The following is a 23,949-nucleotide window of genomic DNA, read 5'->3' as shown; positions in this document are numbered from 1 at the left end:
ATTTATTCTTCTTTTTTAAGATTCAACATAGCCGTCATGCCTGCATTAAAATCGCTAATAGTCCCTTCTATTTCTTTGCCGTTATTTGAAATTTTTCCTGTAAACTTTCCGTTAGTACCTAAATAGGTTTCATAAGGAATTTCCAGGGTATTGTTATTACACTTTCCTTGTCCTGTAGCTGTACTAATCCATTGCCCGAAAATCAACGAGTATTCAGTAAAACTGACATTCCCTGTATTTTGATGTGTTATATAATATTTGCCATTTGCATTGGCTTTATCTAACCAGTACCCGGTTAAGTTATATTCTTTAGCTGCTTCATATACTTTAGGATTAATCGTTGTAATAACCTTTTGCTTAGTATCTTTTATTTTTTCTTCTTGATGGGGCTCTTCTTTTTTTACTTCTTCAATTTTTATCTCCTCTTTTTTAAGCTTACCAAAATCTAAAACTCCTACATTATGTAATATGGTTATTACACCTCCTATAGCACTTATTAAGCCTGTTATGGCTATAATGGTTGTTGCAAATTTTGTTTTAGTTGGATCAGTCATTGACTCTTTTTTTATGTATATATCTTATTATCGCATTTTATAGAACACCTGAAAAACTTCTTTCTACAAAAACATTATTTATGTAGGCTACGTGTCTAGATGGGCGCTCATGTTGTAAAATCCAAAAGGCTACTAATCCGGGAGAACCGTGACCCGGATTTAACGGATCCATATCGCTGTGATCAACACCAAAATCATCACAAATCTTAAATCTTAAAACACCTGAAAAGGTATTTGTTGTAGAGTCAAAATTAAAATCCCTAATAAAAACTTCTAATCCTTGAGTGCCTCCTAATACTGCATTAAGCGTTAAGGTATCTCCATGTAATACATTGAAATTAGCACCAGGCAAACTTCCTGCTGTTGGCAACACATTAAATTTTGTCCAATCAATATGACAAGAAGCTAATACCTGGGCTCTTATCTGTGATTCTATCAACGTAATGGTTGCTGACGACAAACTAGCAAAAGTAGGCGAGCTATTAACTTCTCTTGATAAAGCTGTTCCTATACCATGTGAAAGTGTACTACCACTTCCTATATTAAAATGATTAAATAAACTTACCCCCAAACTACCGGCAAAAAAGCTTAATTCAGACCTCATTCTATTTTCTAGGCCTGTATCCGAAAGAAAGCTCATAGGGCTATATAGGCTTCTTCTTCTTAATGCTGCCGGCACCCCGGGAAAATCATGTGATATAAAGTCGGCTCCTGAACCACATCCCCCTCTTAAACCTATAGATGTTAAAGTAGAAGACCCCGGAACAAAGCTTGGAGTAGTACACTGAGGCTGAGGCACCGGAGTTGGTACTGAGGGTGCCGTTACATTAATAGCTGCTGCTCTGAAAGAACTATTTCCATCTGTTCCTGCCACTTCTCCGGTAGCTTCTATTACATTAGGCATAATCCCTTCCGAATGTATTACACTTGCCATTCTATTGGCTCTATGACATGATAAACTTTCATTATATGATGCATTCCCATCTGAGCTTGCCATTCCTAAAACCTCAACTCTACTACCAGAAGCTATACTCCTTGCAAATGCTCTCAAACTTCCTTCCTCTCCGGTTTCGAAATCATCACAATTGCTTTTAAACAAAAATCTTCTTCCCAACGGAGGTTTATTTACCAAAACACAATTAGACGGAGTAGGTCCTACCGCTGCCGACCCACATGCTTTCTGAATTTTTTTCTGTACCATTCCCTTTTGTTGAATGGTATGTGTTAACTCATGAGCCAACAATGTTTTTCCTTCTTTTGAGGTTGGATTGTATTTTCCTTTATTAAAATAAATATCATTTCCGTGTGTAAACGCCTGTGCTCCTATATTAGCACTCATTTGTGCAGCCTGAGAATCTGTATGAATATTTACATGAGAAAAATCGGCACCAAACCCGGATTCCATATCATTACGGGTTTGCGCATCCATTTTTCCTCCACCTTGACCTCTTCTTAGTTGCCCTTCAATAGAGTTGGTTTGCAAATTGGCACTTCCTTTATTAGGTTTTGCCTGAGCTTCTTCATCTTCTTGTTTTTGAACTTTATCTTCTTTTTCACATTTTTCACATTTAGATTGTACTGTTTCTTCCTCCTCTTCTTTACTCTGTACCGCTTCTTCTTCCTCCATTTTCTGTACTTTATTTTCTTCTTCTTCCTGTTTTTGTTGAACCGATTCTTCTTCTGAGCTTTCAGCTTTTTGTATGAACGGTGTTACTTCAGAAGCTAATGGTTTTTGCTGTATTTCTTCTTGTTCTTCTTTTTTTTGAATGGTTTTATGTTCGGTAGGTTTATTAACAACTTTAGCTGCCATTGTATCGGCTTCAACCTCATATTTATCTCCCGGTTTACCAAACGTTAGTTTAGGTTGAATAAAGGCACCTTGCTTTTTTTCTAAATCAGCATGGGTTTGTGGCTTGTATTTTTTATCTCTGAAAAACATAATTTGCGTGGTTTTAGTTTCGTTTATCTCTAACGTTTACCATTCAGTAAAAATTAAAGTATGCATCCATGGCAGTTTACATAAGCTCACACTCCAAGGTAATTTGCTTAATAAAATGTCTTGTGTTTTTCTTTCAACAATAATTGTTGGGTGTTCTTTTGTTAGATCTAATTTTCCTTGTCTTTGAATAAACTCATATCTTATAAGATCAGTTGATGAGTTTTTTAATACATCCCAGCTTTGTACAACTGCTTTTAATAACTCTTCTGACTTTTCTTTTAACTCATCACTTAACAACACTCTTCTTTCAATAGGTTGATGAATAGGAATGTTACATAAAAACTTCTCTACTAATAAATTGCTTTCAAACTGTTGTTCTTTTTTAGTAGCTATATAATGCAGTAAGTGTACAGCCTCTGTAGGTTTTATTATTTTATTTTCTTCATTTAAAAAACCACACGTGGCAAAGAATTGTTTTAAAAACGGGTGTATTAAAATGAGCCCTGCATTGTTAATCAGATATGTTTTTGCTTCATTTACCGTTTCCGGGTTCTTAAAAAGATTGTTTATGGATACAGGTTGTTTTTCTAACGCTTTTTCAGAAGTTTCTTTATCGGTTTTTGTTTGCTTATTTTTAGCATTAGAAAGTGTTTCTTCATGAACTTGTGTTTCTGAAGCAAATTGTTCTTTTTCTTGATTTGAGTTATTCTCTGTTACTTGATTTTCTTCACTTTCAGCTATTGGTTTTGAAGTATTATCGTTGCTTTCTTCTTTCTTTAAAGAGTCTGTATTTTTATATGCTGCTTGTTGATTTTCTGTATTTATTGATGTTGTTTTTTCAGAAAGAAGTTCTTTGTTATGAATAGTCTCTACATTTGTTTTTTCTACTTTTTCGCTCAAATAATGTATTTCTTCTGTTTCTTTATGTTCACTACTTTCTTCCGCTTTATTTTTTACCGCTTTTATATGCTCTGTATTTTCTTCACGTATACCTATTGATTGTTTAGGAGTTATCAAATCACCCGATAACTGAGTCGAGTTTTCTTTCTTTGCAGAAATTTTGTTGTTAATCAGTTGCGTAATTTTATACAGTTCTGACACTTCATTTTCTTTTGTTTTCAGATTGCTGTATGCATTAATAACAGCTTCTGTTTTTTGTATAATCGTAGCAATATTCTTTTGATATATACTGTCTATAAAGAAATTCCAAATGCTATTTTTTACTTCTTCAGCAATAAAATTAAAGTTGGTTATTACAGATAATACTTCTTTATATCCTGGAGGTTTATGATAAATTCCTAAAAACAAAATGTGCAATTCGTCGTTAAAAAACTGACATAACAAGCGTTGCCTTTGTCTTGGATTTTTCAGCGCTCTTAAAAATCGTGTTTCAAAACTGCTTGTTTCTGTAATTTCAAATAAGAGTTGTTTGGTAAACTTATATTCGTTCTCCGTATGGGTATTCCACCAAGCTGAAGTACCATTTTCCAGGAAATAAAAAAACGTATCTGCTTTTGAAGTAGCTATTGATTTAGATTCAATTTCAATATCATGGATTGCTGGTTTTTGAATCTTTTCATCTAACTTTTCTATTAGCTGTTCTTTTATCTCCTGTTTAATGGAATTGAAACTAACTGATGAATGGTTCTTTGATAAATTTACCTCTAAATTTAACTTTGTTATTTGTTGAATTACTTCGGGTGTATTTAAGTTCAACGAATTAAAATAGGCTTCTATTTGAGGTAATAATTCCTCTTGCAAAAAGTTTTCTATGGAGTTTTTAAACTCTTCGGCTACTTTTATACTTTTTGTATTTACCTCTACAAATACTTTATTAATGATATGTTCCTGGTTATGTATCATAAATTAGGTAACAATTCTTTATTAATAAATTCTGAAATGAATAGTGCTTTAATTTCTACTGCATATTTTTTCAAAAACGTAGCCAATGTTCCGTCATCTACTTTTATTCCGAACTCTCTGAATTCTTGAATATCAATTCTGATTTCATTCAGTATTTCTTCTATTGCAGGTTGAAATTCTTCTAATAAAACAGCATCTTGACAGTGAAGTATATTAAAGAATAGTTTTACTTGTGCTCTGTAATATTTTGATATCAATGCTCTTTCTGTATCGGTACTTGTTCGTTTTAACAATTCAGAGCTATCTTCTAATAGTGGTAAGAAAATAGTTGGTAAGTCATTGTTTTTATCTCCTGTTAAGAAAGAATTAGCGGTATCTTTTAGTATTGAATCGTATAGATCTATGGTAGGAATTACCACATTTGTACTTAAAAAGGTTCCTAACTTTCCATCTTCTCTATTCAACAGTTTTGCATCTTCAGTAATTCCTGTTTTAGTTATTTCTTCACAGGTTTGGTCTTGGATTTTAGTTAAACTGATGTTTTCTGTTTTTACATCTTTTCCACATTGACTTACGACCACTAATGACACTTCTATAAACTCACCGTCGTAATTACTTAAATCTTCAACTATAGTAATTCTTTTGGTTTGCGGATCTCTTTCTTTACCGGCTATTACCCAGATATACTCTTCTCCCTGTTCCGAAGTATTGGTTAATGAAAGTTTTCTTGTGGCTTCATCAAAACTGTAGGTAAAATCTGATGTTGCTTTATCAATTAATGTAACTGTTTGTGAAGCAAATGCACCTACAACACTAAAGGTTACCGTGCCCGGAGTTAAGATTCCTGATTGTGCAGGAATAAATTCCCATACTTTTTTATCTTCATTAAATTTTGCATTTCCTCCGGTGAGTTGAACGCCCTCAAAATCTGGTCTTACCTCAATAGCATGAGGGGTTTTATCATTCAAACAGAACTCGGCTTGTGGCAGGCTTATGGTAAATTTAGGGAATGGAATTTTTTTACTTAATTCTGTGCTTGATGAACAGCCATTTCCGTCTTTAATTTGTAAGGTAACTGTAATTGTATTTTCTATTCCCTCTTTAATCAAAAATTGAGGCGTAAATAATTCGCTGGTTGATTTTATTCCGTTAGCTTCCCACTGATAGAATAAACCTGTAGGCTTAACTCCATCCGGAAGTCCGGCTTCAAAGAAACCTTCATAATACAATTGACCACTTTTCCAGAAATATCTTGAAGTGCTTTGTTCTACAATACTAATTTGTTGCACTTTGTGAATCGAAATTCTTGCATTGGTAGTTTGTCCGCCTTCTAAAAACTCAATAGTTTGGTCATAGGCATCAAATACAGCACTGTCAATCACTAACTCTTCTCCTTCAATGGATAGTCCTTTAATCTCATCTCCTGCAACGGTAATCACTCCATTTACATTTATAAACTTAATTCTTGCCGTAGGTTCTTTTTCTACATCTAAACAATAAGAAGGTTGAATGGCTAATTCAGAAGGAATTAATCTATCAAAAATTATAGGTCTAATCACTACTGTTTTTGCACAAGGTCCTAATGAGATTTCCAATTCCGGATATACCGTATTATCGGTATCGTTAATAGGTAGTTTGTAATTTTGAATAATCTTATTATCTGTTGGTATTCTTTCAACTTTAGTTCCGTCTCCGTTAAAATCCCATTTATAAATAATGCTTTTAAAGAAGTCTGCATTTACTAAAGATTCGTCATGCCAATTCAATACATACGTTACTCTTGCCTCAGTTTTGTCGTTATTATATTCTATTGGTTCTTCAATAGTTACGGTTAATCGTAGTTCAGGATATACTATAATTTCACAATGCGTAGATTCGTCATTTACCGTAAATTTAATAGTTGTTCCTAGTAAACTTTTATCAATTTTAGTAACCTCTAATTTTGTTTTATTGTCTTCCGGATCTACATAAACTCCGGTTTCAATTCCTTCCGGTGCTACCGCTTTAATAACTCCGTCTTCCGGTTTCACGGTAAATACTAAGGGTTCTATAACGGTATCTTCTCGTAAACAAATGTGGCTATATGGTAAACTTAAAAACGGTGGTTCTTTAGGTATGATAAAGTTTATCGGAGCACAATCTGAGCAACACATATAAGGCAATGAGAAATCTGCCACTACTGTGTTTCTTAGGGTTGCGTTGCTGGTAATTACTTTATTTTCATCAAAAAATAATCGGGCATTGGTACCTAAAACATTCGGATTAAAAATTTGTAAATAGTAAGCATCTTTAGGAACTAAATGATCTTTTATCATAATTTGCATTCCTACTGAGCCGTCTTTATATAGTACCGTTTCTCCTGCTTTTATTGTTTCAGACAATCCGGCTCTCGACCAAGTTCTATTTAAAAACGTTGTAAAATTACTTACGGTTTCCGGTAGTGTTTTTCCTACCAATACAACATCTTCATTAATTAATATTCTGTCTTTAAGATCTAATGAAGTTCTGTCTACAAATGAAAATTGAATGCTGGCACTTTTATCCCATAAATTGATAACGCCTCCGTTTTTATATAGAATTTCTTTACCTAAAAAGGCTTCTTTAGGGGATAAGATTTCATCTTTTATAGAGCCTAAATCGGTAGTTGTAATAGGTTGGTTTCTAAAAACAATCGTTAACACCACTTCATCAAATGTGTTTTTGTCTGCTGCATTTTCAGTTACATACACCATTACAAACGTTCCTCCCGGAATAACTCCTGCTTTGTGCTCTAACCCCGGATGTTGTTTTACAAATTCAGAAAGTTGAATTCTGTCTAAAATTTTCTTCTTTCTTTTTTCTATTTCTGCCAATAGGGTTTCTAACTTTTTACCTGAGCAACAAACAATTGAGAGTTGGTTAATTAATAGTCCTAAAATTTGTTTAATGGTTAATTTTAAGCTGGTACTGTTGTATTTTGCTTGTAATTTTTTTACTTGTTTGCATAATTGTTCAATCGTTAGTTTATAGCTTACCAACACAGTGTTATTGATATCTCTTATATCTAAAGGTACTTTATTATCAAGCACATAAGCATGTACCAAAGTTTCAGAAATATCAGTTAAAATAAACTCTCCTAATTCAGGTTCTTTGCTCCATACTTCGTTATCTTTTATCAGTGAAGTTTCTTTTCCTAAATCAACAATAATATCTCCGGCAGTTGCTTCTTTGTTTTGATCAAAAACTTTTTCTATTAAGTAGCCTAGTGAGTCTTCTTCTTTGGTTAAACTGTCTTTTACAATATTTTCTTTATAAGAAGTATAGCTATATTCTTTTTCATTAATGGTATAAGCATCGGCAAGCTCTTTATACGAAACCGGTTTGCTTATCACCTCTTCTACACGAAGTATAGGTTCTTTAGCTATCGGAGTCAATTCTACATCTTTTACAGTATCTAACAAATAATCTCTGCCTTTTACAGCTACTACTTTATCAACTACGGTGTTTGATTTAGGGTCACTTAATCTGAACGCAGAAAATGTTTTACTTACTTCTGACAGAATACAGTTTTGTTCTGCTCTCCATGCATTTAATAGCATTTTTAAATCTTCAAACTCACATTCATAATCATTCAGATTAATGTTTTGCTGAGTGGCATTGATAGAAAGTGTTTTAACATCAAAACTTAACCCGTGATCTTTTTTTAATTTTGATAGTTTGGCTAAAGCTTCTCTATACATTTTTCCTTGATGCCCTTCTATTCTATAGAAATCATTTTTATCTATATTGTATGACAATGGTTTTTGTATGGGTAATGCTTGAGACAGGTTTTCTTTATGGTAACTTAAATTTTGGTTTTCTCTGTAATTCTTTGTTTTATCAAAATTCCAGTTTTTTAGTAATGGTAAAGAAACATTATAATAAAAAGGAACTGCTTTTTCACTTAGCGTTGTATATGCTTGAGACGGGGTAATAACCACATCATCCGTTTTGTCTTTTCCTATATAACTGTTTGCAATTACAATTGCTCTGTTTACCAAGTGAAGAACTCTTTGTAAATTTTCATCTTCTACACCTACAATCGGGGCTTTATAAAATCGGTGTCGTAATTCAGGGTAAATGGTTTCTTTTAATTTTCCAAGCATTAAATGTTTAGGAAACGCTCCAATATTAGGACAGCAGTTTACATTAATATGCAGTAGTAACTCTTTAATTTCATTATAGGTATCTATTAAATCTTTACATATATCATATCGATATTGAAAATCTAACGGAACGGCTAAGGAGCTAAAACTGAATAGTGATTTAATTTTATTGGCAATTGACGGGCGTTGGAATTTAGATAGAATCACATCAAATCCCAGAATTAAATCGGTAGTGATGCTTTCATCTTTGATTACCTCATCAAATTGTTTTTTTAATGCTGTAAACGTTTGTGTGTTATTAGGTGTTAAAACCACTCTTCTTGCTTCAACAACCGGTAATTCGTAATTAATTTTATACCAATCGTGTTTTACATATATATCATCATTAAGTGCAATTGCTTCTAAATCTTCATTGCTGACAAGTAAAACTCGTAGGTTGCTAATTTGTTCAATCCCTTGATTGTCACAGGTTAGTTTGTTACACAATTCGTCTTCTTTAGCATATTGCTCTATATACAGAATAACAGCCATTTTTTGTATTTCCGGAAACTCAACTAAATCCGTATAGGATTCATCTTTTACACTGTGTAACTCCCACAGGTTATACTGTTTGTTTTGAGCGTTTAAAAACTTACTATAGGTGGCTTTATCATCTTCAAACTTTTTATAGTATGAAAATGTTTTACTTTTTAAATTCTCTTTTAATAAGTCATAAAACTGAACTAAATCTCCATCTGTAGTAACCCCTGCACCTTGGGTTATTTGAATACTGTTTAATGCTGTTTTATCTGCATTAAACTGCGGTGTTAATTCAAAACCACAAACGAGTCCTACTCCGCTTAAACCTATTCTAGACAAACGATCTTGATCATCAAAATAATCAATAAATGCATTTAATTGTTTTTCAGTTAATACTTGATTAGCATTAAACTTACTGTACTCTGTTGTTATATCTTTTAGCTTAGTTTCCATACTTATTAAGTTTTGGCTGTGGTTACCACACAATATTTTTTTATGACTTTTCTGAGTTACTTATATTTTCTTTTTCTCCTTCTATATTTCCTATACTTGATTGTCCTAAGATGATTCTTCCGTCTAAGGCTTCATCTTCTGCATTACAATCCATCAATCTGCCTACAGGATATACGGTATTTAATTCGTGCATTGCCTTGATCAGGTTTTGCAATTCATTAGCATTTGTTGGTTGTTCTTGCTCCAGAGTTGTTTTTTCATACAAATACTTTTTATAGGCATTTTCAAATTGCAGTAAATCATTTTCGGTATCTTCTACAATGCCGTTTCTATTTCCTACCCAACATATTTTAGGAAGTACATGGGCGGGTAATTCTTCTCGAATAACATCTTCCATATAGCGTCTGAAATCCGGATTAGAGAATCGGTAGGTATATCCGGGAAGTACAATACTTACTCTATATGAATACGGATCAATCGTTCCGCAATCGGCACAATCATCTGCGCAAATCGGTAAAAAGTGCTCTCCTGTTTCTTTAGTTACATCCGGACGTAATAGCATGTGTTCTACTAAAAACATTCCTTCTTCTGTAAATTCTTTTTTCAAAAAAGCAATGATGGTTAACAGCGCTTCTTTTAAATCGTTTAATGCTGTATAGTATTTGAATTGCTTTGCTACTACATAATCAGAGCTGCTTGTTGGCTTTTTCGGATTGATAACATCGAATGAATATTTTACAGGAATAGAAGGGTTTGAAGGAGTTGATTCATGAATTCTGACAAAACCTATTACGGTTTCTCCTGAAACTCCTTGAGCAAATGCTTGTTCTATATCGGCTTCGCTTGTTTGTACAAGTTGAAGCACTGCAAAATATAATTCTTCTACTGCTAAGGTTACTCTGGGATAGTTTTCTGTGGCCGATAGTATTATATTTCCGTCATTATCTTTAAGCCTCCATCGGTAAACCGTTTTTGAATTACTGTCTATCAGTTCATATACCTCAACATTGCTTTCTGTTAAATGTCTTCTGTTCTCATTGGTAATTCCCATCAACCGTGCTATACGCTTTTGAAACCCTGAAATATTATCAGTATCCCATAATTTTTCTTTGGGTTGTTGATAGTAGTTGAATGCCAATCCTCGTTGACTGCTAATAATTCTATAATCTTTTAAAAAGTCTTCTTTATTTGCTAACACAATTTCATTGGTTGTTTTTCCATAAAGAGCTTTCATTAAAAACGTGTATTCTCCGAATCGTTCTGCAAAGCGAGCTAATAAATGATCTAAGATTGAATTTCTTCTTTCAATGTTATTATCAAATTGATTTAATAATAACTGAGTTAACTCATCATCATTAGATTGCGGATATTCTTTTACAATATCTTCAAAATCTTGAATGTCTTTAATTGCCTGCGTAAAGTACGTTCTGGTTTCTTTTCCGCTAACCGACAATAGAGTGCGAGCCTCTGAAAGATGTTTGAAATAACTAGCTAACACCTGATCAAAGAATGTTAAGTAGGCTTTTAATTGTTTTGCTTTTGATTTTCTTTCATTGGTAACATGTACTGATAGTCCTTCCTGACCAATTCCGTAGGTATCCGGAAAATCGTTTTGAAGGGTTGTGTATTCATGAGAACTTATTACGGTTCCCTGAGGCAAGGCTATTTCTTTATCTTCTGCGGCTATTTGTTGCGCTTCTTCTTTATCTTCTTTAATTTGTTTGCCGTACTCTTCAACTCTATCATAATTCAGGTTTAACGGAAGAAAACCTTTACTGAAATTGAAGGTACTTTTTTCACATAAAATTGGTTTTTTATCCGGATTAATACAAACCACCCATTTATTTCCTTGGTTAAGATTTTCATCACAAAATCCTACAGAAATGTCATTAATCAGTTTAACTCCTTCTACATTCATGATAATTTTCATGATATCAGACAATCGAACTTCTTTTCTTAATTCAGCTTCTTTAAGCTCTGCTTCATCTATAAAACCATGTTGTAAAATAGGTCCGTCAAAAATGGCATCTGTAGTATAGCCTTTATCTATCATTTGTTGTATAGAATAGAAATTTAACGACGGTGATAAATAGTTTTCTATTTCATATAAAATATGAGCATATACTTTTTCTTCATCAGCTTCCGGAAACACATCAATATTGGCACAAATAGCTATCGGTTGTGTTTCTACCTGTTTTATTTCAATTAAGTCTTCACACAAATTTCTGTTTTCATGGTATCGTTTTCTGAGTAATGGAAATAGTTCTTCTCCATAACCTTCATCTAAATCAACCAGTAAGGTGTATAGACCTTTTAAGTTAAATTCCTTTTGAAAATCTTCGGTAATCGTTTCAAACTTTTTGTACGAGAGTTGGTTGTTTTTACAATCGACAAAAACTTTCTTTTTATATTTTCGTAACCAACAGTTCTTAACGCCTTTTACATCAATAAATAATTTTCTATAATCGAGTTCATTTACCGGTTTTGTTGGAAAAATTTCTGAGGCTTTGTAAAACTGAGCTTGTAATGATAACGCCGGATCTTTTGAAGCCAGTAAGTTTTCTAAAGGCGTTTCAATGCGCATCCCTAAATCGGTAATTGCATAACAAAGCATTTCCATGATGGTAATTCCCGGATCATGACTATTAAAATCAGTCCATAATTTACCCCCTAAACTTTCTAAATACGAAATTCCTTCACTCCTTAAAAAATGGAAGTCTAAATCATCATTAGTAGCTACATTTTTTGGAATAGTTATATGTTGGTTTATAGCTGACATGTTTGTTCAATAATTTTTTTAGTTCCTTTACAGGTTGTTAATACCGTACTTACCGAATGTTCTTGTGCTGATACGAGTATAGATTTGGGATTGCTCGGAACAATTTTATGAATTGCCGCATCTCCGTTCATGGTAACGTTCTGTAAATAATCTACATACGATAGTTTTTCTATATAATCAATTAGCACACTCTTGTGTAACATGACTCCGAAGGTTACTTCTTTTGTATCGTCAAATGCCCAAGGCGACAAGAATTTGGTAATGTCTGTTTTTAGTTTTTCTTCATAAAAATGCTCATCTAACCCTTCATAAAACTTCACCTCTAATCCAACACTCACCGGTTCATAATTGGGGTTGATAACTTCTGCATCTACATGAAGTGTGTTTAATGAATTAATATAGGCTTGAATACTATTTAACGTTGCTTTGCTAACTCTTGGCTGGTAAATGTCAAATACATTTTTATTCACCGTATCGGGTACCACTACAAGCGTTACATGCCCTGCGGCTGTAAAGCTTTTTTTAGAGGTATGGTTTAAACATTTTACCTTATATATTTCAGGGAATTTCTGAAGAATCAGGTGCTCATAATCCCAAAGTGTAATGGCTCTGTTTTTATGACGAAGGCGTTCACTTATTCTTCTGTAAAAATCATCATCTGATTCTTCCGGGCTTCCTCCGAATGCATTGTACGGTTGTGATACCGATTTTATTTGCGGAATTCTTGTCACCATTTTTTTAATGGTTCCGCTTGGGAGTCCGTCTTTTAAATGACTTACTTCATTGTCATTATTTTTAAAAATGGCTGTTACCGCCTGAGCATGTATATTCATAACTTTACAAACCGCTTCAAATGATTTGTTCATTTGAGCTCTTAGCCATACATACCCTTCAGGTAATAATGTATTTTCGGTAGTGGCTTCTCTAGGTACAGAGAACGTGATAATTCCTGATTTCAGGAAATTATCTGTATTATTTGAAATAATATGATTGTCTATACTTTTCCATTTGTTATTACAAAGTACCGACCAGTTTACCTTTTCATTTTCTCCAAAGCTTTCTACTAACGGATTTTCACTTCCTTCTAAAACCTGAATTAATAACGAAATATTTTGTTGTACTTCTACGTTTTCAAGTCCTATAAATAAATGGCCTCCTAAACAGTATCTTGGTACTAAAAAGAGTTGAATAATATCTTTATCAAAAACATCTCTGATATTTTTTTGTTCTTGCTGATATTTTTTCAGAGCATAGTTTTCTTCATTTTGTCCAAAAGGATGTTCATGAAATAACTGAATACGATTGTTTTCTATCGTAGTTTCTGATACGATAATAGTTTCTTCTGCCGTATAATCTGCTGTAATAGTTTCTATGAGTGGTGTATACGGTTCATTAGGCAGATTAATTGTTTTGCTTTCTGAACTTACGGCTAATGCGTAATAACGCGGATATAAATCATGTAAAAAGGACTGTTCTAACGATAATTGTAATGCCGTTGCTTTATCAATGTCATAGGCATTACTGGTGTTCGATGTGGTGATATCGGCCGTATAAAAAATTTCGTTTGCCGCTTCGTCTTCAATGGTTTGTTTTACAAATAAGTTGATAATTTCTCCAACGGTTTCTTTGGCTTCACCACCGGCATGTAACATTCTTTTTTCTGCCTTAAAATCAGCTTCTCCGGTAATGAGAAGTTGTCGGGAATCTATGGCTTTTCCTAATTCACCGGCATAAGTAGTTATTGAAGTGTAACTTTCCGGTTTTACATAAGCCTGATACCAGGTTTTAAAGTTTTCCGGTGTATTTTTCCATCGTACGTGTACTGTAAAGTCTGTCCATTTTTTTGTAAATGCTTCTTCATATCCCACTTTAAAGTTAGACTCTTTTATGGGGCGAGTGGTAAAAGGATAAAAAGGTTTACTGGCTTTTACCAAACCATTATCATTTTCTACCGTTAACGACTGAATTCCTTTTACTTCTGCTTTAACGGTTATTTGCGTAACCGTATTATCGGCTATGCATCTGTAAAAATTATAGCCAACATCTTCTGAAACATCAAAAACAAAACGAACCAACGGATAGGTTGTTCCATATTTTTTAAGTAAAAACTCTTCATTATAGGCTACTAAAGCACTGGTGTCATACGCTAACATGAAGGTAAAACTCATTTCGTTAAACCCGTTTGTTAATTCACCTTTATCTTTTCCGTTAATCAGAGTTAGTGTAGGGGTTATCCAACTTTCTTTACCGCTTCCAAAAAGTTGAATGGTTTGAAGAACTTCTTCAATATGGAATTGTTCTTTTGACTCAAAAGCATTCCCAAATTGTATGGTTAGGGTTACGGTTCTTTCTCCTTCTTGTAATTGTAATACCGGAGAAGCAATAGCAAAACCTACTTCAGCATCCGGTAATTCATCGGCATCTTTTCCGGTAGATGGATAGCCAAACGGATACCAATACGGCGCTTCTTCAGGTAAAGGTTCTTCCAATCCGTCTTTTGTAATGGCTGCATGACTCGCTTTTATTTTTTTAAGTTCTTCCGTATTGGAATTATAAACTGTTTTTATGGTAGCTACTGAAGCTTTGTTTACAATTAACCCTTCTTTGGTGGTATATACCAATGGGTTTCCTAAAGCATCTTTTTTAGCATCTAAAAGAGTGCCTTCTTGTATTTGTTGACTATCTAACTTTTTAGCTAGCTCAAAAAGAACATGCACTTGATCCGGAATTGGTTCTTTTTTGGTTACTTGTAGTATTTCTTTGTAATAAAAGTCTAAATGACGTTTTGTTAATTGATTAAATCGTTGTTTAGAAAACTCCAGTAATTTTAAAAAGCATACAAAAAGGGTTAGGTGCGGTGTTAATTTGGCTTCTTTCGTTAATTCTTCTAACGTTTCGGCAACCTTTTCTTTTAATTTGTCATACTCTCGGGTTCCTCTGAAAGGAAGTGTTTCTGTCGTTATTTTTTTGAAGAAATTTTTCCAGTTTCCGGAAGGGGTTTCATGATTGCTAACCGAATAATACTGTAGATTTTCAGAGAAATTATAGGCAAATAATATCCAATCTTCTATGGTAAAATCGTGCAACTCGAAATTATCAGGGTCTAAGGCGGTTATGTAACGTTGTTCTTGACCTGTTCCGTTTCTTTTTAATATGTTAGAAATGATTTTACTCATGATTTTCTATTTTATATCGGTTCCTTCTCCCTTATAAAATGGGAATACAACATTGGTTCTGCTATTGGTAGCCCTGATTCTATAATCTATTTTTATACTAATTTTACCTTCTATCGGGTCTGTTTCTGAAATATCAATTTTAACCACATCTATTCTGGGTTCATGATACAGAATGGCTGTTTCAATGCGCTCTTTTATATAGGTTATTAAGGTTCTGTCTAGCTTTTCAAAAAGTAAATCTTCCAAGTTACATCCATAATTAGGCAGCATAACTCTTTCTCCTAATCGGGTACTCAATAAGATTTCCAAACTACTTTTAATGTCCTCTTCATCAGCGATCATTACAACCTCATTCAAGTCTTCTGAAAACTCCGGCGGGAATCCCCAACCTACTCCTAGAAATGATTTTTTATTGTCCATTTTTTTATCCTATTAATACGGTGGGTTCTCCTAAAACTATGGTACCTCCGTGTGACGTACTGTCTCCCATTCTGGCTGCCGGCATACCACCTATTAAAACGGTGCCCGAACCTGCAATAATGGTATCCGGTGGCCCTACACAAGTTGCCATATCACCCATTCTAGCTGCCGGTAAACCGCCTATTAAAACGGTAGGTTCTCCTGCCGGTAAAATAGGACCTCCTACATGAGGTACTACACCTGTTACCATCGGGCAAACGTGCATGTCTGTTATTCTAGCTGCCGGATTTCCCATCTCTTTTATTTTTTTATTATTGGCTTTTGGTTATTGGCTGTTAGCTCCTATTCCCTAACCCCTAATTCCTGTTTCCTATTTCCTGTTCCCTAGTCCCTAATTCCTAACTCCTGTCTCCTAACTCCCTAAAAACTAATTTATCTGTACCAATGAGCCTTTTAATACTGCTATGGCACTGGTAGAAACTTCTGCTCCGGCGCTCCCTTCCGCTTTAAACTCGGCATTGGCCGTAATTCCTACATTGGTTCCTTCTATAATTACATCTCCTGACGCTTTTATGGAAATATCTCCGGCACTTTCCATAGAAATGCCATCACTGTTAATGGTTATCACATTAGAGTTATCATCTTCAATGGTTATAGCTCCTGCGTCTTCATCTAACGAAATAATTTTTCCTGCGGGAGTTTCAATGGTGATAATTTTCTTATCATCATCAAATAACACTTTCATTTCACTTCGGGTAATAATTCCTTTTTCATGGTTATCATCTGCCGCCGTAATAGGTGCCGGTTTTGCACTGCTATGCAACATGCCTAATACAATGGCATCATTAGGATCTTGATTAATGAATCCTACAATAACTTCATCCCCTATTTCAGGGCGGAAAAAAATACCTCTGTTTTCTCCGGCATCCGGTGAAGCTACTCGGCACCAAATACCTTCTTCTGTGTTATTGATAATGGGAATTTGAACTAAAATTCGATCTTCTCCGTCCGGATCTTCTTCTAATTGTGATACGATTCCCACTTGTAGTCCTTGAATTGCCGGTAGTAATCCTGATGCAGGCGAAGCCGATATTTCAAAAGTTTCTGAAAACCATTCGGTTGACAGTCCGAATTGTGCATTGGTTACCCAATTGCCTTCTGAAATTACGTGCTGTACCCCTGTGATGTATACATTTCCATTAAATCGATCACCTACTCCTTCTAGCTTTATAATGGTATTGGGCTTTACAGAAGGGATTCCTTGAAATTTCATTCGTCCTCTTACTTTGGCTAATTGTTGAAAAAGCCATTTAGCATCTGCCCAATCTTGTAGTTCTGTATCTGTAACGGCACCTCCATGACGTAATTCTAAATTTTCTAATCCGATTACCTCTTGTAAGTCATTTACCGATAAGTTTCCGTTTAAACTTATTTTGGGGTCTTTCCCTTCTATTTCAAGTAATTCCTGGTCGGCATGATTCCAACCGTAAGCAGCTACTTTTTGTACTTGATGACGAGCATCTATTTCGGCATCAAAATCTAATAACGAGCCACCAAAGGTTACTGTTTCTATTTCTGACTGACTAACATTGGGTTTCGCAATGGTAATGGTTCCATCATCAACAAAACAAAGTTTTCCGTTTGCTTGAGCTCTTGAAACCATAAAATCCCAATCGGAAGCATTGTATTGAACCAACTCTGCATGTGAATGATTTGTTGATTCTACTTCTTTAGACAAACTGTATTTGCCTATTAATTCTTCAAATATGTCACTATCGGTACTTTCGTAAAAATAGGTACTCTTTCTACCCACGGTCATTTTAACAGCTTCATCTTTACACTGCACAATTAACTGAGAGGTATTAGCTCTGATTCTTAGATTATGCTTAATAACTATTCCTTTAAAAATAGTTTCTTCATCTGAGTGATAGCCTGCCGTAATTTCAATTTTCTTCCCCGGAATTAACAGTTCTTCGTTACTCAATTTAAAATCTCTTCCGGAAGGATCTCCATCAATTAAAACAAACTCGGCAGTGGGTATTCTGTTGGTTTCTTTTGAAACTGTAATACTTTTTACCTCGTATGCTTTAGAGAGTTCTTCTCCTTCTACCAAGATTTTAAAAGTGGTTAAATCTGCACTTTTAGAAGTTTGTATGACTCCGGTATTGTTCATTTATGCAAGTTTTTGTATGGGTGGAAAAAATAATTCCTGTCCGGGTTGTAATTTTCTAAACTGGGCTATCTTATTAACTTTGGCTACTTCTAAGTAATACTTTGAATCTCCGTAAATACGATGGCACATTAAGGGTAAGGTGTCTCCTGCCTTTACTTTTCTGTAATGTGTTAAATCCGGCGATTGATTGTTTTCTCTTGCTACGCGAAGATCATCATCAATGGTTCCTTTAACTTTTAGTTTGGCATTGGCTCGCAGCGGGGTTCCATCCGGAGCAAACAATCTGTATTCTATAGATAAATCTACTAATGAACCTTTAAAAAGTAAGGTTCCCCACTTAATCATCAAATAATACGGCTTATGCTCTTCTCCGCTATAGTCAAAAACAATTCTTTTAAAAGCTTCTACTTTATCTATAATTCCGTCTTTTTGATTGGCTTCTCCATCTATTACTCCGGAACTGTCAAATAATAAATCTAAGTCTAACTCTTGCGGTGCTATTCTTGTAAATTTGGGTTGTGAGCCGCTGGTTCCCTGACCTTGTTGTTCAGAATATTCCGGTTTATAAGCCACCAAATATTTATCAGGATTTACAAGCGTTGTAAATTCACCGTCTGCCACCTCATCATTAAACTTTTCGTCTTTATAGGCTTTTATGACTAGTTTTTTTAATTCTCCCTGACTCATTATCGTTCTTTTTGTCTTTCCAAAATATCCATTACTTCTTCAACACAGGCGGCAACTATAGCTGCTGTATTACTGCTTTTTGCCCCGCCAGGTTGCCCTTGAGGTTCAGACTTTTCATCTACATTAATTTTTATATGTAACTCTTTAATGGTAATTGCCATATTATGCTACTTTAAAATAGTTATAGGTTAATTCAAGTGTTTCAATAACCAGTTTGTTTTCTTCGGCATTAAAATCGCCAACACTCCATTTTACAGGATATGCATGCACAATATTCCAGGTTTGTAATGGCTCATGGTTTTCATCAAGTAGTTTTACGGTTATATTTACCGGTTGTATTTCAAAGTTTTCTAATGCTTTTTTACACCACTTAATTACTTCTGAGTTAACCAACAAGCCTCTTTTAAGAACAAGATTTGGAAATTTAGATCGTACGGGAATTTTATACTTAAATCTATTTTCACCACCTTCTGCTATTTCTTCAGTTTCAAGGTCTACTGAAAGACCCGAAACTGATTGAAATGAATTGTCTTCTTCGGTAGTTGAGAGATTTTCAAATTCTACCTTAAAGTGGAAGCCTACTGGTGGATAATAGCGTGCCATTAACTTATCATTGTTAGTTTTTCATGTACCCATTCTGCAGTTTCGATAGCAATTTCATTACCATCGGCTTTTAAATCGGTTGGCTGTACTTTGGTGATGTAAGCGTTTTGTGCTTTCCATGTTACAGCCGGATCACCGTTTTCATCTAACAAACTAACTGTTAAGTCTCCGCGAAACTGCTCTCCGCCTTCTTGAAAGTATACGGTTTTAGCCCATTGCTCATAAAATTGTTTACTCTTATCAGCAAAAGTTCCTCTTTTTACCGTAATGTTTGGGTATTCGAAAAGTCCCGGTTGTTTTGATTTGTGGTATTCACTATCGGCTCCACCACGATATTCTATCATTTTATTTTCAAAAGTTAACCCAGAAACTTCGGTACAATTAAATTTTGTATCTCCAAAAGTAACTTCAAAGGAAAACTTTGGAAGTGGATATAATTCTGCCATGATTTCTTTTTTTTATGTTTTTAATTTTATTTTTCTATTGGTTGTTGGTATGGGGTTATTGGTGATGCGTTTTTGGCTGTTAACTATTCAGCACCCATAACCAAATGCTACTATTCAACTATGCTTCTTGCATTTTGTGAGAGAACTTAAGAATGATAAATTCTGCAGGACGTACTACTGCCATTCCTATTTCAATAATCATGTTACCTTCTAAAACATCTTGTGCAGTCATGGTTTCTCCTAAACCTACGCTTACATAAAATGCTTTTTCAGGTGTTGGCCCTGCTAAAGCGCCTGATCTCCACTGAAGTGTTAAAAAGTTATCTATCATTGCTTTAACACGTACCCATGTGTTTTTATCATTCGGTTCAAAAACAAATTGTTCTGTAGCTTTTTTAATAGATTCTTCTGCCATATTAAAGAAACGTCTTACAGAAATGTATCTCCACTCATTATCGTTTCCGGCCAGCGTTCTTGCCCCCCAAACCAAGTTTCCTTTTCCTACAAAAGATCTGATGGCGTTTACAGATTTACCGGCAACGGTATCTACATTTAAGTTTTGTTGCGCTTCATGAGAAATAGTTACCGAGGGTGATGATACATAACTTACCCCTACATTTGCCGGAGCTTTCCATACCCCTCTGTTAGCATCAACTCTTGCATAAATTCCTGCCATGGTTGCACTCGGAGCCAGTTTAACCGGTAATAAGCCTATTTGAGTTCGTATTTTATTGTAAAGCGCATTATTATCTGTCTTTAAATCTTCTAAGCTTGGTAAAGTTGTTACGCCTCCTAAACCATCAATAGCTCCTTTTAAAGCAAATAATTCATCTGCTGTTTTTTGTCCTTCTAAATCGGTATAAATCCCGTTATTGGTCATATCAAGTTCATCAGTAATTCCTAATAAGCCGTAAACGTTTGTTGTGTTAGATGTTAAACTACCGGTTAATTTAGCTTTGGTATCATCTTGTTGAAGTTTAAAAAGTTTCGCATGTAAATCTGCTACAGTGCTTTCTAAATTGCTGTCCATCCATGTAGTCATGTCTGTACTCGGAGTTGCCAAGGCTGCTTCTCCCGAGTCAACAGCGGCAGTTATTAATTCATTAATTGAATCGGTTACCTTTTCTAAGTAATTAATAATACTCTTAACATTTAAAATTGCCGTGTTCTTAAAAGCCAAAGCGGCAGTATTATCAGCAGCAGCATCAATAGCGTTTTCAGTAGCTACCAAAGCTTCTAATACATCTGACAGTTCCGTTAAGTTTATCCCATTAATTACATTGGTTGCTTTTACCGATAAACTTTCTTCTAGTCCGTTTACACTAATATTAGCTTCGTTGTACGAAAAATCTAAGATGGTGTTTAGATACGGGAAGTAGGCTGCTCCGTACTTTAAAAAATCTTTTCCTAAAGATATTTTACTTCTAAGAGCGTCTACCGGGTTTACATCTGATCCGTTATTATACGTTACATCTGAATAGGTATCAATAATGGTAAAACGGTCTTGTAATTTGTTACACTGCATAAGTGCTGATGAGTATAAGGCATAAAAATCATCATCAGAAGCTAATGAAGTAGCATCCGGAAAAACAAGTAAGGTTGCTTCATCTACCATTTCAACTTTGTCTAATCCGTCTTTTAACCCCATAGCTCCGTTGTTTCCAACTTCTTCTAACAATACCGGATTTACATTGTTATTAGCTCTTGATGAGGTATAGGTTCCTACTGAGGTAATGTAACAAGGGCCTCCTCCGTTAGCAAAATACATTTGCATGTTGTAGTACATTTTAAAAGGTGAAGGTGTACTTGGTTGAGTAACTACAATTTCCTCATTTACGGTGTTAGGATTTATTACATTAACTCCAATAGTTGTTTCTTTTTCAGAAAAACCAAAAAATTCTTCATATTCTAATAGTGAAGTAATTCTTGTTGGCTCTAATAGTAAATCATCATCCTCTTTTTTCTTAGCCTTTTCAGTGTATCCTATAAAGGCCGGAATCGCTGTTTCTACTTGAGCTACGGAAGGTGGAAATTTTACTATTTCCTCTACGTAAACTCCTGGTGTTTTGTACGCTGACATAATTACTAATTTTTAATTTAAATTTTTGTTTATATAAATACTTCGGAATAATAGCTTTGTGCTTCCTTTTTAATAATTTCAGGGGTAGGGTTCGGGAAATAATAATCTTCTTGGGGTTGGGGTTGTACATCTTGTTTTTCAATTTCCACTCTGCCATTTTTAGTTAATGGTTTTTCTTCTTTTGTGGTCATTACAAGATTTTCGCTTGTTTTTTTGTATCGCCAAAAAGTGGCTCTGTTTTCTATACAAATACTAAACTCCGGTGGGGTAGCTAACAAGCATTGTTTTTGTATATCGAATTGCTGATTTTCCAGGTTTTTTACCAGTACTTCTTCTACCAAATCGGTATTGTTTGCTCCGTTAATTTGTAATTGAAGCACCCCAATAACTCCTTTGTTTTTTGCGGCTTGGATGTATGAGTTTATGGCTTGTATACTTTCTTCTTCTTCTTCACTTAAGCTTACTGCATTTTCAATTTTAGTTTCAATAGCTTCTAACACGGTGGTACTAATGTTGGCAATAGTTACCAAGCTGGGTAGCATTATTTTTGATTGTTTTTCTTTTTCAATTTCAAGCAATAGTTTTCTGGTTTCTTTTACTGTTAAAAGAAATTCTTCCCATTTTTTAACTTCAGAGGTGGTTTCAAAAATATTGGTAACGGTTGTGTTTTTATTTGATAATAAATAAAGTTGATGCTGATTTTTCTCTACAATTTTAGAGTAGTTTTCAAAATAGGCATCGTGTACTTTGATATAAAACGTAAATGTTAATGTTTCTGACAGGGTAATGATAGGACTATAGCGTGTAACTTCTACATTGTTTTCTTCTGCCGTTTCTTGGATTGTTTCGTTTAAAATTCGAATGCCTTTAGCATGGTTTCTGAGTAAAAGTCGGTGATTTTTGAGTTTTTCTTTGGTTTCTTGCGTGGGCACTATGGTTAAATAATCTGCTATATCATAGTGTCTTTCCAATACCTTTTTTTCGTCTTCGGTTAGCGGTGTAATTCCGTTGTTTCCTCCGTTTAACTCAAAAAAACTTCGTTCTCCTTCATCAAGAAAGTAAGAGTGATATATATTGATATTGAAAAGTGTTGTATACATCGTGATCTAATTTTTGATTAAGGAATTTTTTTCTATTCCGGAAACAACCGTTCCTTCTTTGGTAATTACATCTCTCTCTATTTCAAGAAGTGTTATTTTATAAAGGGCAGAAGGGTATTGTTTTCCTCCCAATGTTCCCCATATATAACTAAGCTCTTCAAACGTAGGCGTGTATAATTGTGAAATAAACTTGAAGCTTTTTAAATCTGCCAGCCCGTCAATACCCTCATAGTTTGTATTGTTGTGGGTAAACACTTTTTTTCCTTGGAAGAACGCAATAACTTTGGTTAAGCTTTTTAATGATTCTGTATAGGTTTGTTTATCTACACAAAAAAGTATGTAGAGATTTAAATATACTTTAGGGTTTTTATAACTAACCGTAGTACCGTTGCTAAAATTGTTAGGCGTGTTTTTTAGCGCAAATTCTTCTTGAAGATTGATTAGGGTTAATGATATATCCGGATTGTTGCCGGGAGAATTCCCTTCTATATCTGCCATGGCGATATTAGATAGCGCTACTGCTTTTTCTCCCAGATAATCATTTAACTCTTCTGTAATGATTTGTAATATTTCAAAAATCATTGGTAGTTAGTTTGGTTAGTTTGACGTATTGCCGGAGTTGTACTCTGAGCATGGTAAAATTAGCCTCAGTAACCAAGAGAAACCCCAATGAAAATCTCTTTTAAAAAAGTAGTTTACCCTAAATTATTTTAAGTGAATACAGGAAAGAGAATAAGGAAAATCCCCCTTGATTTTATGTTTGTAAAACCTTAAATTATTACGCACAAGACCTATGTTAACAGCTCTCTTGAAGAAAATCAAGCTATATAACTTCCCAGCTGCGCTGGCATGACTTCCGGAAATGCCGAAACCTTCCCAGCCTCGCTGGCACGACTTCCAGAAACCCCGAAACCTTCCCAGCCTCGCTGGCACGACTTTCAGAAACCCCGAAACCTTCCCAGCCTCGCTGGCATGACTTTCAGAAACCCCGAAACCTTCCCAGCCTCGCTGGCACGACTTCCAGAAACCCCGA

At 34.6% G+C, this 23,949-nt stretch carries 16 protein-coding genes; all 16 read right to left on the bottom strand.

Translation table 11 applies throughout. From position 1 onward, the window contains the following. Positions 1 to 2 precede the first annotated feature (2 nt). On the bottom strand, positions 3 to 554 hold the full coding sequence (locus ACQY1Q_RS02710; protein ID WP_431003750.1) for a hypothetical protein: 552 nt from the start codon (positions 552 to 554) through the stop codon (positions 3 to 5). Positions 555 to 591: 37 nt separating this feature from the next. Continuing rightward, positions 592 to 2,493, bottom strand: coding sequence for an eCIS core domain-containing protein (locus ACQY1Q_RS02705; protein WP_431003749.1), 1,902 nt, complete (start codon positions 2,491 to 2,493; stop codon positions 592 to 594). A 36-nt stretch (positions 2,494 to 2,529) separates the two neighbouring features. After that, positions 2,530 to 4,356 (bottom strand): contractile injection system tape measure protein, encoded by a 1,827-nt coding sequence (locus tag ACQY1Q_RS02700; protein ID WP_431003748.1) that lies wholly within the window; start codon positions 4,354 to 4,356, stop codon positions 2,530 to 2,532. Further along, complete coding sequence (locus tag ACQY1Q_RS02695) at positions 4,353 to 9,452, bottom strand: hypothetical protein (RefSeq protein ID WP_431003747.1); 5,100 nt, start codon at positions 9,450 to 9,452, stop codon at positions 4,353 to 4,355. Before ACQY1Q_RS02695 ends, ACQY1Q_RS02700 begins: the two co-directional genes overlap by 4 nt. 40 nt (positions 9,453 to 9,492) lie before the next feature. Continuing rightward, positions 9,493 to 12,231: a hypothetical protein gene (locus tag ACQY1Q_RS02690; protein WP_431003746.1), complete on the bottom strand. Its 2,739-nt coding sequence runs from the start codon at positions 12,229 to 12,231 to the stop codon at positions 9,493 to 9,495. After that, on the bottom strand, positions 12,219 to 15,407 hold the full coding sequence (locus ACQY1Q_RS02685; protein WP_431003745.1) for a baseplate J/gp47 family protein: 3,189 nt from the start codon (positions 15,405 to 15,407) through the stop codon (positions 12,219 to 12,221). Before ACQY1Q_RS02685 ends, ACQY1Q_RS02690 begins: the two co-directional genes overlap by 13 nt. Before the next feature lie 6 nt (positions 15,408 to 15,413). After that, entirely contained in the window at positions 15,414 to 15,827 is a 414-nt protein-coding gene (locus tag ACQY1Q_RS02680; protein ID WP_431003744.1) for a GPW/gp25 family protein, read from the bottom strand. 4 nt (positions 15,828 to 15,831) lie between these two features. Continuing rightward, positions 15,832 to 16,122 (bottom strand): PAAR domain-containing protein, encoded by a 291-nt coding sequence (locus ACQY1Q_RS02675; RefSeq protein WP_431003743.1) that lies wholly within the window; start codon positions 16,120 to 16,122, stop codon positions 15,832 to 15,834. A gap of 132 nt (positions 16,123 to 16,254) precedes the next feature. After that, complete coding sequence (gene vgrG, locus ACQY1Q_RS02670) at positions 16,255 to 18,000, bottom strand: type VI secretion system tip protein VgrG (RefSeq protein ID WP_431003742.1); 1,746 nt, start codon at positions 17,998 to 18,000, stop codon at positions 16,255 to 16,257. Then, the gene (locus tag ACQY1Q_RS02665; RefSeq protein WP_431003741.1) at positions 18,001 to 18,687 is read right to left on the bottom strand and encodes a LysM peptidoglycan-binding domain-containing protein; all 687 of its coding nucleotides are present in this window, start codon (positions 18,685 to 18,687) and stop codon (positions 18,001 to 18,003) included. Continuing rightward, a complete protein-coding gene (locus ACQY1Q_RS02660) occupies positions 18,687 to 18,848 on the bottom strand; it encodes a DUF5908 family protein (RefSeq protein WP_431003740.1) in 162 nt (53 codons plus the stop codon). The genes ACQY1Q_RS02665 and ACQY1Q_RS02660 overlap by 1 nt, the downstream gene beginning before the upstream one ends. Before the next feature lies 1 nt (position 18,849). Beyond that, positions 18,850 to 19,290, bottom strand: coding sequence for a phage tail protein (locus ACQY1Q_RS02655; protein ID WP_431003739.1), 441 nt, complete (start codon positions 19,288 to 19,290; stop codon positions 18,850 to 18,852). Beyond that, entirely contained in the window at positions 19,290 to 19,736 is a 447-nt protein-coding gene (locus ACQY1Q_RS02650) for a phage tail protein (RefSeq protein ID WP_431003738.1), read from the bottom strand. The genes ACQY1Q_RS02655 and ACQY1Q_RS02650 overlap by 1 nt, the downstream gene beginning before the upstream one ends. Positions 19,737 to 19,854: 118 nt before the next feature. Further along, positions 19,855 to 21,816 carry a phage tail sheath family protein gene (locus ACQY1Q_RS02645; RefSeq protein WP_431003737.1) on the bottom strand — a complete coding sequence of 654 codons (1,962 nt, stop codon included), beginning with the start codon at positions 21,814 to 21,816 and terminating at the stop codon, positions 19,855 to 19,857. 29 nt (positions 21,817 to 21,845) lie between these two features. Continuing rightward, the gene (locus ACQY1Q_RS02640) at positions 21,846 to 22,916 is read right to left on the bottom strand and encodes a hypothetical protein (RefSeq protein WP_431003736.1); all 1,071 of its coding nucleotides are present in this window, start codon (positions 22,914 to 22,916) and stop codon (positions 21,846 to 21,848) included. 6 nt (positions 22,917 to 22,922) lie between these two features. Beyond that, complete coding sequence (locus ACQY1Q_RS02635; protein WP_431003735.1) at positions 22,923 to 23,498, bottom strand: DUF4255 domain-containing protein; 576 nt, start codon at positions 23,496 to 23,498, stop codon at positions 22,923 to 22,925. Positions 23,499 to 23,949: the final 451 nt, after the last annotated feature.

This window comes from Tenacibaculum sp. TC6 (assembly GCF_050606265.1).
Taxonomy (GTDB): Bacteria; Bacteroidota; Bacteroidia; order Flavobacteriales; family Flavobacteriaceae; genus Polaribacter.
This window is presented reverse-complemented; position numbering and strand designations above follow the sequence as displayed.

Excerpts from the sequence above, each read along its gene's own strand:
- ACQY1Q_RS02710 (WP_431003750.1), bottom strand. The coding sequence starts at position 554 with ATGACTGATCCAACTAAAACAAAATTTGCAACAACCATTATAGCCATA.
- ACQY1Q_RS02705 (WP_431003749.1), bottom strand. The coding sequence starts at position 2,493 with ATGTTTTTCAGAGATAAAAAATACAAGCCACAAACCCATGCTGATTTA.
- ACQY1Q_RS02700 (WP_431003748.1), bottom strand. The coding sequence starts at position 4,356 with ATGATACATAACCAGGAACATATCATTAATAAAGTATTTGTAGAGGTA.
- ACQY1Q_RS02695 (WP_431003747.1), bottom strand. The coding sequence starts at position 9,452 with ATGGAAACTAAGCTAAAAGATATAACAACAGAGTACAGTAAGTTTAAT.
- ACQY1Q_RS02690 (WP_431003746.1), bottom strand. The coding sequence starts at position 12,231 with ATGTCAGCTATAAACCAACATATAACTATTCCAAAAAATGTAGCTACT.
- ACQY1Q_RS02685 (WP_431003745.1), bottom strand. The coding sequence starts at position 15,407 with ATGAGTAAAATCATTTCTAACATATTAAAAAGAAACGGAACAGGTCAA.
- ACQY1Q_RS02680 (WP_431003744.1), bottom strand. The coding sequence starts at position 15,827 with ATGGACAATAAAAAATCATTTCTAGGAGTAGGTTGGGGATTCCCGCCG.
- ACQY1Q_RS02675 (WP_431003743.1), bottom strand. The coding sequence starts at position 16,122 with ATGGGAAATCCGGCAGCTAGAATAACAGACATGCACGTTTGCCCGATG.
- vgrG (WP_431003742.1), bottom strand. The coding sequence starts at position 18,000 with ATGAACAATACCGGAGTCATACAAACTTCTAAAAGTGCAGATTTAACC.
- ACQY1Q_RS02665 (WP_431003741.1), bottom strand. The coding sequence starts at position 18,687 with ATGAGTCAGGGAGAATTAAAAAAACTAGTCATAAAAGCCTATAAAGAC.
- ACQY1Q_RS02660 (WP_431003740.1), bottom strand. The coding sequence starts at position 18,848 with ATGGCAATTACCATTAAAGAGTTACATATAAAAATTAATGTAGATGAA.
- ACQY1Q_RS02655 (WP_431003739.1), bottom strand. The coding sequence starts at position 19,290 with ATGGCACGCTATTATCCACCAGTAGGCTTCCACTTTAAGGTAGAATTT.
- ACQY1Q_RS02650 (WP_431003738.1), bottom strand. The coding sequence starts at position 19,736 with ATGGCAGAATTATATCCACTTCCAAAGTTTTCCTTTGAAGTTACTTTT.
- ACQY1Q_RS02645 (WP_431003737.1), bottom strand. The coding sequence starts at position 21,816 with ATGTCAGCGTACAAAACACCAGGAGTTTACGTAGAGGAAATAGTAAAA.
- ACQY1Q_RS02640 (WP_431003736.1), bottom strand. The coding sequence starts at position 22,916 with ATGTATACAACACTTTTCAATATCAATATATATCACTCTTACTTTCTT.
- ACQY1Q_RS02635 (WP_431003735.1), bottom strand. The coding sequence starts at position 23,498 with ATGATTTTTGAAATATTACAAATCATTACAGAAGAGTTAAATGATTAT.